A 13,535-nucleotide genomic window follows, 5' to 3' on the forward strand; every position below is an offset into this window, starting at 1 on the left:
CGCGCAAGCGACTCAGGGGGATCTCATTTCTGTCTTTTTACCACCAGATCGGCCAACGCGCGCAATCGCGACACGCTGGGCAGGCCGCTCTCCAGCAAGGCGCGATGCGCCTCTGCCAGCAGTTCGTCGGCGAGCGCCTGGGAGCGCTCCAGGCCCATGATCGATACGTAGGTGGGTTTATCAGCCGCCGCGTCCTTGCCGGCGGTCTTGCCGAGCACGGCTGAATCGGCAATGACATCGAGAATGTCATCCACCACCTGAAACGCCAGGCCAATGGCCTCGCCGTATTCGGCGAGCGCTGCCTGGGCGGTAGGCGACAAGGGCGAGTGGGCACAGGCGGCGCCCATCATGACACTGGCCTGCAGCAGCCTGCCGGTCTTGAGCTTGTGCATGCCGCGCAGTTCAGGCTCGGATAGCGCCCGCCCCACGCTGGCCAGATCGATCGCCTGCCCGCCTGCCATGCCATTGCCCCCTGCGGCACCCGCCAGCAGGCGGCACAGGTCAGCCTGCATGGCCGGCGGCATGGAGCCATCCGCTGGGGTCAGCAGTTCAAAGGCCAGCGCCTGCAAGGCGTCGCCAGCCAGCAGCGCCAACGCCTCGCCAAATTGCACGTGGACCGTGGGTTTCCCCCGCCGCAGCACATCGTTGTCCATGCAGGGCATGTCGTCATGCACCAGGGAATAGGCGTGGATCAGCTCCACGGCGCATGCGGCGCGCAAGGCCGCCGGCTCATGGCCGCCAGCGGCCTCGCATGCGCCGAGCACCAGCAGCGGCCGCAGTCGCTTGCCGCCATCGAGCACGGCATAACGCATGGATTCACCCAGCCCGGCAGGCGCATCAGGGCGTACCCATTGCGAAAGCGAACGCTCCACCAGAGCCAGTTGGCTCGCCATCCAGGGTTCGAAATCGAGCAGCGAGAACGTCATTCGGGTGTCCATGGCTTGACTACACCATCCTCCAGCAGCCGCACCTGATCTTCGACCGCCTGCAGGCGGTCGCGGCAATAGGACAGCAATTCGGTACCACGCTGGTAGTGGGCCAGCAGATCCTCGAGCGGCAACTGGCCGGATTCGAGTCCGGCGATGAGCTGCTCGAGTTGCTGAACTGCTTCGCCATAGCTGGCGGCAACCGGCGAACTTTCGCTGGCGTTGGTTTTCTTGGACATCTGGAGATCAATGGGCAATTGGGTATTTTATTTGGTTATCCATACAGTGCGAACCCCAGGGCTGCTTGGCGGGGCCCGAGGCCCTCGTGCTTCCCCGCGCGGTTCCTTCTGGCCAAGAGCAACCTCACGATCGGAAGGGAAGCCTTCACTGTTATAATTTAAAGTTCCCTTGGCATTGCTCAAGGGATTTCTATGCGCCACGTCTTCCGGATCCAATCCGGATGCACAAGCGCTTCCTTCCTGCCCCTTCATAGGGGGAGTCCTGGATCGGAACACCATGTCTGATTTGAGTCTTCAATTACAGCAGGCGGCAAGCCAACTTCCCGTCTCCAGTTATTTCAGCCAAGCGCTGTTCCAGCGCGAAATGGAGCTTATCTTCCAGCATGGCCCCCGTTACGTGGGGCACGAGCTGGCGGTGCCGCACGCGGGCGATTACTTCGCCTTGCCACAGGAAGCCGGCGGCCGCGCGCTGGTGCGCAATGCCAACGGCGGCGTGGAGCTGATCTCCAACGTGTGCCGCCACCGCCAGGCCATCATGCTCAAGGGCCGCGGTTCACTGCAGGGCCAAGGCAAAGGCCATGCCGGAGGCAATATCGTCTGCCCGCTGCACCGCTGGACCTATTCTCCCCAGGGAGAGCTTCTGGGGGCGCCGCATTTCAAGCACGACCCTTGTCTGAACCTCAACAATTACAAGCTGCGCGAATGGAACGGCCTGCTGTTCGAGGACAACGGCCGCGACATCGCCGCCGATCTGGCAGGCATGGGCCCGCGCCATGCGCTCTCGTTCGAGGGCTATGCGCTTGACCATGTCGAGCTGCATGAGTGCAACTACAACTGGAAGACCTTCATCGAGGTCTATCTGGAGGACTACCACGTCGGCCCCTTTCACCCCGGCCTGGGCCAGTTCGTCACCTGCGACGACCTGAACTGGGAATTCGGGCGCGACTATTCGGTGCAGACCGTAGGCGTCGCAAGCCAGTTGGGCAAGCCCGGCAGCCCGGTCTATGAGCGCTGGCACCGCGAGCTGCTCAAGTACCGCGAAGGGCAAATGCCCTCTCACGGCGCCATCTGGCTGACCTACTACCCCCATATCATGGTGGAGTGGTATCCGCACGTGCTCACCGTCTCCACGCTGCACCCGGTCAGCGTCGACAAAACGATGAACATGGTGGAGTTCTACTATCCTGAGGAAATCGTCGCCTTCGAGCGCGAATTCGTCGAAGCGCAGCGCGCCGCCTACATGGAGACCTGTATCGAGGACGACGAGATCGCCGAGCGCATGGACGCGGGCCGCAAGGCGCTGCTGGCGCGCGGCGACAACGAGGTCGGCCCCTATCAAAGCCCCATGGAAGACGGCATGCAGCATTTCCATGAGTGGTACCGGCGGACCATGGGCGCCACCATTTCCACCTGAGAATGTCCTGACGACCACCCGCGCACGCGCCAGCGTGCGCTTTTTTTGGAGAATCGCCGCCCATGCACGCCGTCTGGATGATCGCTGCCTCGTTCTTTCTTGCCAGCATGAGCGTGTGCGTGAAATACGCCTCCCCCTATTTCAGCGCATTGGAAATCGTGTTTTACAGAGGCGCGATCGGCATGGTGTTCCTGTTGGTCATAGCGCGCGCTCGCCGTGTTCCCCTCCGCACGCCTGTGCCCATGATGCATGTGTGGCGCAACGTGGCAGGTGTGGTGGCACTGGCCGCTTCGTTCTATGCCATTGGCCATCTGCCACTGGCCACGGCAATGACACTCAACTACATGAGCGGCGTATGGGTGGCCACCTTCCTCATCGGCGGCACTTTGGCCATGGGCGATCTGGCCGGCATCCGCCGCCAGGGCCCGCTCGTGTTGACCGTGCTGGCCGCCTTCATTGGCGTGGTGATGATGCTGCGCCCCACGTTGGAACAGGATCAGATCTTCGCTGGATTGATCGGGTTGCTGTCAGGCATGATGGGGGCGATGGCCTACGTGCAGGTGGCTGCGCTCGGGCGTGCGGGTGAACCCGAAACACGCACGGTGTTTTACTTCTCGGTCGGCGCCACCGTGGCTGGCGCAGCAGGCATGCTTGTACAAGGGGCGAGCAGCCTCACGCGCATCGAAGCCTTGTGGCTGCTCCCCATGGGGGTGCTGGCCGCGCTGGGCCAGTTGTGCATGACGCGGGCCTATACCCGGGGGGCGGCGATGGTGGTGGCCAATCTTCAATACTCCGGCATTGTGTTCGCCGTGCTCTATGGCATGCTGCTCTTTGGCGACCGGATTCCTCCCATGGGCTGGGCAGGCATGGCACTGATCATTGCCAGCGCCATGGCAGCCACCGCCTTGCGCACGCGTGCGGCCCCGAACCTGCCCGCCGAGGAGCCTTGAGCCCCTGCCGGACTCTTTGGCCTACCGCGCCCGCAGATTGCCTTTTTCGTCCGCGATCACCACCTCCACGCGGCGATTGAGCGCACGGCCTTCGGGCGTCGCATTGCTGGCGACCGGGTAGCTCTTGCCGTAACCCCGCACGGTAATGCGCGCCGCATCCACGCCCCGCATGAGCAGCGCCTGCTGCACCGCCTGGGCCCGGCGCTCGGACAGGGCCTGGTTGGTGGCGTCAGAACCTACCGAGTCGGTGTGGCCTTCGACAATGAGCTTTCGATCAGGGTATTGCCGAAGGAAATCCGCTAGTTGGTCCAGCCGCTGGCCCGCCGTGGGCAGCAGATTGGCTTTGCCGAACTCGAACAGCACATCACCCAGCGTCACCAGCAGGCCGCGTTCGGTTTGCTGTGCTTGCAACTCCTTGAGCTTGACTTCCAGCGCACTGGCGCGCGCATTGGCTTGCGCCGCCTGATTCTGGGCGGCCCGCGCCTCTCCGCGTGCGGTTTCAGCTTCGCGGGTGCGGGCATCCAGACGCAAACGATTGGCCTGGGTGTTGGCCTCCTTCACGCCATCCTCGGCGGTACGCCCCTGCGCCACGGCAAATGCAGTGCCGGCACGCTGGCGCGCAACGTATGCCAAGCTGTCAGCCTCCGCTGCGTCCTTGTCGTCGCGCCAGGCTCGTTCAGCACGAGCCATGGAGTCGGTGGCCTCCTTCAGCTCCAGCGGCGCATGGCGGGCCACATCAGGGTTGGCGGCCACGCGGTTGACTTCAGCGCGGGCCGTTTCCAGGCTGGCAGGCGGCATGCGGGTAGCACAGGCACCAAGAAACAGGGCAGCCGTGACAGCGAATGCGGTGGGAATGAAAACACGTTGGGTCATGGGAACTCCTCTTGTTGGGCGCGTATCACTTGGTGGCAGCGCCGCGCTGCAGTTCGTCATTCAAGGTGCGCACGGTGCCTTGGACTTCCTGCAAGGCTTGCGCGCTCCGCGCCGCCTGCGCCTTGGCTTCCGCCAGACGGGCATCAGCCTGCGCCTGCTCGGCCAATTGGCGTGCCTCGTCATAGTCTTTGTTAGCCATGGCTTTCTCGGCACGTGCCAGCTTGTCGCGCGCGGCTTGCAACTCCACGGGTGCGGCCGCAGCGGTGCCTGGCGCAGTAGTGGCGCGATCCACCGTGGATTTGGCCACGGCCATCTGTTCGCGCGGCGGATTGCCAGCGCAAGCTGCCAGCACGAGCAAGCCAGCCAAGGCGGCGGCCAACGCGGAACGCGTGTGAGGAGATGAATGCGGTTTCATGGAGTCGGTCCTTTCCTTGTACGGCGGACAGAATGGCCAAGCCATCACATCCCGCCTGAGCGAAGACTCCAGAAAATTCTAGGCAGCAGCCTGGCCCGCGAGGTGTCAGTTCAGCCGCCGCATGGCTGGCGGCTTTGTCCGACAAATGCGTAGGCTGTCAGACCATCAATGCATAACCGCTCATGCTTGCTTCATCGCATTGCAATGCGTGACGAAATGCTGCAGGCACCTCAACGGTTCAATGCTCGTGCTCATGCTCGTGCGCATGTTCATGAACATGGGCTGGTTCCCCATGATGTTCATGCGCGCCACCGAGATTTCCTACCAGCACGACCAGGCCCATGCCAATCGCCAGCCAGGTCAGTTGCGCCAGCGTTTGCGGCGCGCTGAGGCGCTTTTGCAGTTGCGGAATCAGATCCGCCAGCGCCACATAAATGAAACTGCTGCTGGCAATGACCAGAAAGTACGGCAGCCATTCATGCATCTGCCCTACCAGCGCATAGCCCACCAGCCCACCAAGAGCCGTGACCGCACCGGCCAGCGACACTTTGGTCAGAGCGGCGCGGCGATTGCTCGAAGAGCCTCGCAGTACGGCCAGATCGCCCATGTGGTGCGGAACTTCATGTGCCAGAACCGCCAGTGCGGCCAACACCCCCAGGCGCATGTCGGCCATGAAGGCAGATGCGATCAACACTCCATCGCCAAAGCAATGAACGCTGTCCCCGGCCAGCACAGCCCAGCCGCCGCCCTGATGCTGGTGCCCATGCGCATGTCCGTGCCCAGGCGAGTGCTCATGCCCCGCATGCGAGTGGTGGTGCGAGGTATCCGCGCCATCGTGCATGGCTTCGGCCAGTGTAGGCAGCGCGGGGGCATGCTCATGGCCGTGGTGCCACAGCTCTGCCTTGTCGAGCAGGAAGAAGAAGATCAACCCGCCCAGCAACACCAGAAAGAGCGAGTGCGCATCGACATGGCTCTCGAATGCCTCGGGCAACAGATGGGTGAATGCGGTGGCCAACAGTGCACCGGCTGCCAGGCTCAACATGTGCTGGGTATAGCGCGCCAGCACGCCGAACGACAACACCGCGGCAAGCCACACACTGCCGATGCCGGCGATCAAGGTGCCGAGAAGGATCGATATCAATAACATGGGGCCGACAAAAAACAAAAAAGCCCCCACGCTGCGCCTTCGGCTAGCGGCCCCCAAGGGGGTGCTTTCTTGCCTTGGGGCGGCCCGGCGACAAAAAAACCGCCCAGGCGGGGCGGCTCGCATGAAGACGCGGCAATCGCAAATCAGGAAACGCCGTGCTGCTTCAACCAGTCCAGAGCCCGCTTCCAGCCGTCTTCGGCGGCTTCCTTGCGGAAGCTTGGCCGGTAATCTGCATGGAAGGCATGCGGCGCATCTGGGTAGATCACGAACTGAGAGGCCTTGGCGGCCGCATTGCCCTGCTCACCAGCTTTCGCCAGTGCAGTTTTCATCTTATCAATCGTGTCAAGCGGTATTCCGGTGTCAGCCCCGCCATACAACCCCAAGACCGGCGCCTTCAACTGGCCGGCCAGATCGAGCGGGCTCTTCGGAGCCAGCGCCGTGGGGTCTCCCACCAGGCGGCCATACCAGGCCACGGCGGCTTTCACCTTCGGGTTTTGCTCGGCATAGAGCCAGGTCTGGCGCCCGCCCCAGCAGAAACCCGTCACGGCGAGCTTGTCGGTATTGCCACCGTTGGCCGCCGCCCAGGCCACGGTGGCATCCAGATCACCCAGCACCTGAGCATCGGGCACTTTGGAAATCACCTCGCTCATCAACTTGGCCATTTCGCCATAACTTTGCGCATCCCCCTGGCGCACGAACAATTCGGGCGCCAGTGCCAGATAACCGGCCTTGGCAAAGCGCCGCGCAGTGTCTGCAATATATTCATGCACCCCGAAGATCTCCGACAGCACCAGCACCACGGGCAAGCCCGTCTTGCCGGCGGGCTGAGCCCGATAGACCGGCATCTTGAAGCCAGCCACATCCACCATCACCTCCCCCGCTTCCAGGCCTTCGGCAGAAGTCTTGATGGCCGTCTGCGCCATGATCGGCAAAGTAGCTGCCGCATATCCCACGCCTACGCCCAACTTGAGCGCGGTACGGCGGGTGGGCACGGCGGACAGGCCGGACGGCCCATCCAGCAACGCCTGCGCATCAGTGACATGATCGTTTTTCAGCATGGCAGCACTCCAGGGTTGGTGAAAACGCGTCAGTCTAGACGGGTTTTTTGTCACCTGGCCGTTTTCAAGGCAAAAAGCTGCCAACTGAACTGAGCGCAGCTTTGAGCTCTCAGCCGTTATATAATCGTTGTTTCCAATAATTCGCCGACGTAGCTCAGTTGGTAGAGCAACGCACTCGTAACGCGTAGGTCACCAGTTCGATTCCGGTCGTCGGCACCATCTCTAAAACCGCACAGTTCAATGAACTGTGCGGTTTTTTTCGCCATCAGAAAAAGCTCGCCTGGGAATCAGCGGACCACGTGATATGGCAAAACGCGGCGCATGGAACCGGGCTCCGCCAATGGTTACTTAACCAAAGTCATCGTGACGGGCGTGGCGGACACTCCTGCGCCCCAGGATCTCCAGGAGTAACGACCATGCCGCGCTCGCTTCACCAAACCGTCAACAGCCCCTGCAGCGCCTCCGGAAAAGCGGCTTGGCCACAAAAGAAATCTCCTGTCTCGGTAGGCTCCGGCTACGCGAGAAAGTCGCTTCATGCCCACAGGTTGCCATCGAAAGCCCCGCCATCGCCATGCCACGCCGAAACCGAGACAGCGCTGATGGCTCTGGTGACGGCGGTGCGGGATGCCGAGGAGGTCTTCGAGACGCTGAACAGGCACACCGATTCGGGCCGCCAGGAGCTCCTGGCGCTGCTGACGCGTTTGCGTGGCCGTCCCGGATGGCAAAACACATTGGCAACGCGCAACCACCGCCTGGGCCTGCACTTGACAAGCCAGGAATTGGCCGAGTTGGCCGCCTGCCGCAGCGGCCTGTACAGATCCCCCGCCGGCCAGATGGTGCGTGCGATCGTCAATGCCGCGCGCAACCGCTGTTTGAAAACCGACGCCGCGCTTGCATCCCAGCGGACCGAACTCTCTTTAACGGGAGACGAACTGCTTGATCTGACCGATCTCTGGGCTGGGCTGCCGTTCGACTTCGAAGACAAGCTGAAGCAGGCCAGAAGCATCCACAGAGCGGCCAAGGAGCGGCAAACGATCCAGTCAGGCTTTTCCATGATTCGGGCCGCCAGAGCATTTATGGAGGCCACGCGGCGCGACGCCACCAACCCTGCGGATCGCCGTCGGTTCACGCCGCAGGAGATTAACCTCGCCCGTACCCACGGCGAACGCCTGCGTGACTCATACGACTTGCAGCTCGCGGACGCCATGCTGCAGCAGGCCTGGGAACGCTATAGCGCCACCCTGGCTGCAGGAAACCAGCCGATCGGCCTGATGCTATCCGCATCGGACTTGAGCCAATTGAACCAATGGCGCGACAACTTCCTGGCCGGTTTCGAGGACGATCTGCACCAACTCAGAATGAGTTACCGCCAACCGGTGGCCGGAATACGGGTCATGCGCGCGAAGAAGCCCGCCTCGCGCACCTCCACGCTCTACGCGCTGCGCCTGGACGGCAGCCAGGCCGCCACGACTATCCAATTGAGCGGACTTCAGTTCTGGGGCGAGTTTCTGCTGGAGAGTTACTATTTGACGTTGCCCTTTGCCGTCATGATCACGCTCTAGCGCAGTGAACCAGCCCGCCATGCAAGCTCCCAACCCGACCTCCGCGCCCCGCGAATTTCTGCTCCACTTGTTGGACGTGGCCGTTGCCCGTGCGCAGCCCTCGCACTGCCTGCCGGCCTTTCTACCCGCCCCCCCAAAGGCCGCACACTGGTGCTGGGCGCAGGCAAAGGAGCCGGTGCCATGGCACATGCAGTGGAAGCGGCGTGGCCGGCGGATACGCCGCTTTCGGGCCTGGTGGTGACACGCTACGGGCACACGCCCGCACGCCCGGCGGGGGTGACACCGCGCATCGAGGTGGTGGAAGCCGCTCATCCGGTCCCCGATGCGGCTGGCATGCAAGCCGCTGAGCATCTTCTGGCCTTGACCGGCGGGCTGACCGCCGATGATCTGGTGCTGTGCCTGATCTCTGGCGGCGGATCGGCGCTGCTCACGCTGCCGGCGGAGGGGTTGAGTCTTGAGGACAAGCAGCGCATCAACCGTCAGTTGCTGGCCAGTGGTGCCGGTATCCACGAGATGAACGCTTTGCGCAAGCACCTTTCACGCATCAAGGGCGGCCGGCTGGCTGCCGCTTGCGGTCCTGCCCAGGTGCTGACGCTGGCCATCAGCGACGTGCCGGGCGACGATCTTGCCGTGATTGCCAGCGGCCCCACCGTGGCCGACGAAAGCACCTGCGCTGAAGCGCTGGCCATTGCCCGGCGCTACGGGATCGAACTACCGGCCCCTGTGACCGCTGCACTGGAAAGCGGCGCGCTGGAAACCCCAAAACCCGGTGATGCACTGTTCGCCCGCCACTCGGCGCGCCTGATTGCCGCCCCGCGCCAGTCGCTCGAAGCCGCCGCCAGCGCAGTTCGCGCCGCCGGGCTGGCTGCTCACATTCTGAGCGACGAAATCGAAGGTGAATCACGTGAAATCGGCAAAATGCATGCGGCCCTGGCGCGGGCCGTCGCGCATGGCCAAGGAGCATTCGAGAAGCCTTGCGTGATCCTGAGCGGCGGCGAAACCACGGTCACGCTCGGCCCGGTAGCTCCTGGCGTTCAACCGGGGCGTGGCGGCCGCGCCAGCGAGTTCTGCATGGGCTTGGCACAGGCACTGCAGGGGCAAGCCGGTGTCTGGGGCCTGGCGGCCGACACCGACGGCATCGATGGAGTGGAAGACAACGCCGGCGCCCTGGTCACCCCCGATACGCTGGCCCGCGCGGAAAGCCGGAAGCTCACCGTGCTGGAATACATGGCGCGGCACGATGCCTATGGCTTCTTCGAAGCTCTGGACGACCTTGTCGTGACGGGCCCCACGCATACGAACGTCAATGATTTCCGGGCCATTCTGGTGACGTGACACCAGGGAACCTGCGCACCGTCCGCCAGGGCGCTCTTTTTTGATATGCATCAATGCTTCTCCCGCTCCGGCACGGCAAAGTTCGGCCATGTTTACCCTCATGCCTCTGGAAGACTCGCCAGGTGATATCTGGACGCTGCCGGCGGGCACCCAATTGATGCGGCGTGCCGATGCCGCTTCCGCCGATGTGCTGCATATCGATGCAGGCCGCGTCGCGCTGGGCGTCGCGGAAAGCGGCGTTCTGGCACACCAGATGGGTACTGTCGAGGGCCCTTCGTGGCTCAATGCAAGCTGTGCCGTGCTGGAACTTGCGCCGGTAGTGGATGCCATCGCCGACACCGAGGTGCAGGTGCGGCGTGTACCGCTCGATGTATTCGAAGCGAGCCTGGCGGAGTTGCCCAGCCCGGCGCTGAAAGTACTGCGCGACGTGGCGCTCGCTCATCGGCAGCAAGCCGAACTGGTCGTCAGCCGCCTGGCCAAGGATGCGGAAGCCCGTTGTGCCGAGTGGTTGCTGCGCCATGCAGAGCCAGCGGAAGACGCACCTAATGCCTTGGCCGTGCCACTGCGCCGGCGCAAGCGCCTGATCGCGGCGGAATTGGGTATCGCACCCGAAACATTCTCGCGTGTGCTGCGCCATTTGCGCGAGCGCCACCTGATCAGCGGGTCAGGCCGCGTACTGAATCTGACCGATTTGCACGGGCTGCGTGTGCTCGCGGGAGCTTGATCTCCAATAAGAAGCAGACTAGGAGCAGACGAAAAAGAAAAGCCCCTTTCGGGGCTTTTCTTTTGGGGGCACTATGCGATCAGGTGGCGACGCGCACCGCCCGCAGCTTCAGGGAAAACTCGCGCAGCGCGGTGATACCGCTCTCCTCGGCACGCTTGCACCATGCCTGCAGATCAGCTGTGAGCTGCTCGCGGTTGCGGCCGGTGTTGAGCCAGATCTGGCGCAGCTCTTCGCGCATGGTCACCATTTTGTCCAGCACGGGCCAAGTGGCGCGAGCTTGCGTCAACTGCGCAGCAGCGGAAGCAGGCACTTTTTCGGCATCGCGGTGCAGCCAGCGCGTGGCCGCCTTGACGATCTGGGCATCTACGGCGCCTGCCTTCAGCGCGGCCACTTCCTTGGCCAGTTGATCACGCATCTGACCAGCGTAGCCTGCCATCACCTCGTAGCGGTGGGCGATGACGGCTTCCAGGGTTTTTTCGTCCGCCACGGGACGCACTTCGCCATAGGTGAGGCGCGGCGGCGTTTTCTTCGCGTTGGCCAAGCCCAACTTGGAAAGCAGGCTGATATAGACCCAGCCGATATCGAATTCGTAGGGCTTGACGGAGAACTTGGCCGACGTGGGATAGGTATGGTGGTTGTTGTGCAGTTCTTCGCCACCGATGATGATGCCCCAGGGCGTCAGGTTGGTGCTGGCGTCTTGCGCCTCGAAGTTGCGGTAGCCCCAGAAGTGGCCCACGCCATTGACCACGCCTGCGGCCCAGAACGGGATCCATGCCATCTGCATGGCCCACAGTGCGGCGCCCAAAGCGCCGAACAGCACCACGTCGATGATCAGCATCAGGCTAATGCCCCATATCGAGTGACCGCTGTAGAGGTTGCGCTCCAGCCAATCGTCGGGGGTGCCGTGGCCGTAGCGGTTCAGGGTGTCTTCGTTCTTGGCTTCGGCCCTGTAGAGTTCCGCGCCCTCCCACATGACCTTTTTCAGGCCGTAGATTTGCGGGCTGTGCGGATCTTCCTCCTGCTCGCACTTGGCGTGGTGCTTGCGGTGGATGGCTGTCCAGGCCTTGGTCGTCATGCCGGTGGTCATCCACAGCCAGAAGCGGAAGAAATGCTTGACCGCGGGGTGCAGATCGAGCGCACGGTGCGCCGAATGCCGGTGCAGATACAGAGTGACGCTGACAATGGTGATGTGCGTGAGCACCAGGCCGATCAGCAGCACCTGCCACCAAGCGAGATCCAGCACGCCGTTGGCCAGCCAGTTCACAGCGCCGTTCACCACCGGAGAATCAAGAAAAAGCGTCATAAAAAGGGAAGTCTTTACAAAATATCCCTGCTGACCGCAGGAACCTGGGTGCGCCACCGGCGCGGGCTGACGTGGAAAATCATTGGTATTCCCCGATGTTCTCCTGGATTTGGAGTAGACACCCGCCAGAAAGGTTCTATTTTAAATTCTCCGTCACAAAAAAACCATTCCATAGGTGACAGAAGGGCGTGATGCTTGATTTGCGTCAGTTTTTGGGGAATTCAACCCTTGTTTCTGCCCAAAATATGCCGTCGCAGCGCCGATTTGCCGCTTTCGCTGCAGGAAATGAGCCCTGAAGCTCAGCGGCTGCGTACCCAGGCGGCCGCGAAGAAACCATCGGTCGCGTGGCGATGAGGCCACAGGCGAAGGTACTGGCCATCGGGAGAACACAGGCTTTCGGCCTGTGGAACGCGCAGGGCCCCCAGTACACCGCCCAGGCCCAGTGTCGAAAAGCCGCTGTGCACGGTCTCAAACGCCTTGGCCACGGCTTCGTTTTCCTCTTCCAGCAGGCTGCAGGTGGCATAGACAAGCCGCCCGCCCGGTTTGAGCAGGCGCGCAGCGGCCGCCAAGATGGCATGCTGGCGTTCCTGCACGGCCAGGATTTCAGCCGCTGACGTTCGCCATTTCAGATCAGGGCTGCGCCGCAAGGTCCCCAGGCCGGAACAGGGGGCATCGACCAGCACGCGGTCCATCTTGCCCGCTAACCGGGCCAGCCGCACATCATTTTCATGGGCAATGGCGCTGGGGTAGACAATATCCAGCCCACTTTTGGCCAGACGGGGCTGCAAAGCCTGCAAGCGGTGGGCAGAGGTGTCGAAGGCATACAGCCGCCCGGTATTGCGCATGGCCGCGCCAATGGCCAGGGTCTTGCCGCCCGCGCCAGCGCAGAAATCAGCCACCATCTCGCCCCGGCGGGCGTCCAACAGCAATGCCAGCAGTTGCGAGCCTTCATCCTGCACCTCGATGGCACCGCGCAGATAAGCATCATTTTTTGAAAGTGAGTGCTTACTCTTCAATCGTAGGCCCCAAGGAGAATACGGAGTCGCTTCGCTCTCGATAGCGACTTTTGAAAGCTCGGCTTGAATCTGAGCGCGCTTTTCCTGCAGGAGATTGACGCGCACGTCGAGCGGCGCGGTATCAAGAAGGGATTGCGCAAGCGGAAGGAACTCGCCCTCTCCCACCTGAGCCTGCAAACGCTCGGCCAGCCAATCGGGCAGGTTGTGACGACAGGCCTCAGGCCATTCGCTCAATGGCGCTTGAGCGGCCTGGAGGCAGCTTTCAAGCCACGCGGCTTCGCTGCTCTCCAGTACAGCCAGCCACCGGCCCGCGTCCGGATCGCCTGATGCCAGGGCCAAAAGGGCCAGCCTGCGTTCGCGCGGGCCCTTGCCCGTGCTCGCCAGTTGATCGAACCAGCGCAGGCGGCGCAGCACGGTATAGGCCGCATCGGCCAGAAGGGCACGTTCACGCGGCCCCAACGAGCGTTGTTCGCGGAAAAAGCGCTGTGCCACAGCATCGAAGGGGTGCTCGAAAGTCAGCGCCAGCCGGAGCAGTTCGGTAGCGGCAGTGAGCAGGGCTTTGGGAGGTATCAC

12 protein-coding genes, 1 tRNA gene and 1 pseudogene are annotated in these 13,535 nt (G+C 62.8%); 6 read left to right on the forward strand and 8 right to left on the reverse strand.

The features are described 5' to 3' along the window. Window positions 1–23: 23 nt before the first annotated feature. Both WJU18_RS23905 and xseB read right to left on the reverse strand, forming a co-directional pair. Window positions 24–938 (reverse strand): polyprenyl synthetase family protein, encoded by a 915-nt coding sequence (locus tag WJU18_RS23905; protein WP_423456138.1) that lies wholly within the window; start codon window positions 936–938, stop codon window positions 24–26. Beyond that, window positions 923–1,165, reverse strand: coding sequence for an exodeoxyribonuclease VII small subunit (gene xseB, locus WJU18_RS23910; protein ID WP_423456140.1), 243 nt, complete (start codon window positions 1,163–1,165; stop codon window positions 923–925). Before xseB ends, WJU18_RS23905 begins: the two co-directional genes overlap by 16 nt. 277 nt (window positions 1,166–1,442) lie before the next feature. Between xseB and WJU18_RS23915 the strand changes: the two genes are divergently transcribed. Together WJU18_RS23915 and WJU18_RS23920 are read left to right on the forward strand one after the other, a co-directional pair. Continuing rightward, complete coding sequence (locus WJU18_RS23915; RefSeq protein WP_423456142.1) at window positions 1,443–2,579, forward strand: aromatic ring-hydroxylating oxygenase subunit alpha; 1,137 nt, start codon at window positions 1,443–1,445, stop codon at window positions 2,577–2,579. A 62-nt stretch (window positions 2,580–2,641) separates the two neighbouring features. Then, window positions 2,642–3,529 (forward strand): DMT family transporter, encoded by an 888-nt coding sequence (locus WJU18_RS23920; RefSeq protein WP_423456144.1) that lies wholly within the window; start codon window positions 2,642–2,644, stop codon window positions 3,527–3,529. Window positions 3,530–3,550: 21 nt separating this feature from the next. Here WJU18_RS23920 and WJU18_RS23925 read toward each other — a convergent pair whose 3' ends face one another. From WJU18_RS23925 to WJU18_RS23940, 4 genes are all read right to left on the reverse strand, one after another. Then, entirely contained in the window at window positions 3,551–4,402 is an 852-nt protein-coding gene (locus WJU18_RS23925; RefSeq protein ID WP_423456146.1) for an OmpA family protein, read from the reverse strand. Between the two features lie 25 nt (window positions 4,403–4,427). After that, on the reverse strand, window positions 4,428–4,817 hold the full coding sequence (locus WJU18_RS23930) for a DUF4398 domain-containing protein (RefSeq protein ID WP_423456148.1): 390 nt from the start codon (window positions 4,815–4,817) through the stop codon (window positions 4,428–4,430). Between the two features lie 238 nt (window positions 4,818–5,055). Further along, a complete protein-coding gene (locus WJU18_RS23935; protein WP_423456150.1) occupies window positions 5,056–5,964 on the reverse strand; it encodes a ZIP family metal transporter in 909 nt (302 codons plus the stop codon). Window positions 5,965–6,107: 143 nt separating this feature from the next. Further along, window positions 6,108–7,022, reverse strand: coding sequence for a dienelactone hydrolase family protein (locus WJU18_RS23940; protein WP_423456151.1), 915 nt, complete (start codon window positions 7,020–7,022; stop codon window positions 6,108–6,110). A 143-nt stretch (window positions 7,023–7,165) separates the two neighbouring features. On the opposite strand from WJU18_RS23940, the gene WJU18_RS23945 reads away from it, so the two are divergent. From WJU18_RS23945 to WJU18_RS23960, 4 genes and pseudogenes are all read left to right on the forward strand, one after another. Further along, a tRNA-Thr gene (locus WJU18_RS23945) sits at window positions 7,166–7,241 on the forward strand. Between the two features lie 197 nt (window positions 7,242–7,438). After that, window positions 7,439–8,584 carry a hypothetical protein gene (locus tag WJU18_RS23950; RefSeq protein ID WP_423456152.1) on the forward strand — a complete coding sequence of 382 codons (1,146 nt, stop codon included), beginning with the start codon at window positions 7,439–7,441 and terminating at the stop codon, window positions 8,582–8,584. 19 nt (window positions 8,585–8,603) lie between these two features. Continuing rightward, window positions 8,604–9,919: pseudogene (locus WJU18_RS23955) on the forward strand (glycerate kinase type-2 family protein). Window positions 9,920–10,007: 88 nt separating this feature from the next. Next, window positions 10,008–10,643 (forward strand): Crp/Fnr family transcriptional regulator, encoded by a 636-nt coding sequence (locus tag WJU18_RS23960; protein WP_423456154.1) that lies wholly within the window; start codon window positions 10,008–10,010, stop codon window positions 10,641–10,643. Between the two features lie 79 nt (window positions 10,644–10,722). On the opposite strand, the gene WJU18_RS23965 is transcribed toward WJU18_RS23960, so the two are convergent. Both WJU18_RS23965 and WJU18_RS23970 read right to left on the reverse strand, forming a co-directional pair. After that, on the reverse strand, window positions 10,723–11,946 hold the full coding sequence (locus WJU18_RS23965; protein WP_423456155.1) for a DesA family fatty acid desaturase: 1,224 nt from the start codon (window positions 11,944–11,946) through the stop codon (window positions 10,723–10,725). Between the two features lie 299 nt (window positions 11,947–12,245). Beyond that, window positions 12,246–13,532 carry an RsmB/NOP family class I SAM-dependent RNA methyltransferase gene (locus WJU18_RS23970; protein ID WP_423461088.1) on the reverse strand — a complete coding sequence of 429 codons (1,287 nt, stop codon included), beginning with the start codon at window positions 13,530–13,532 and terminating at the stop codon, window positions 12,246–12,248. Window positions 13,533–13,535: the final 3 nt, after the last annotated feature.

The sequence above is a fragment of the Ottowia sp. VDI28 genome, from assembly GCF_049532675.1.
Classification (GTDB): Bacteria; Pseudomonadota; Gammaproteobacteria; order Burkholderiales; family Burkholderiaceae_C; genus Ottowia.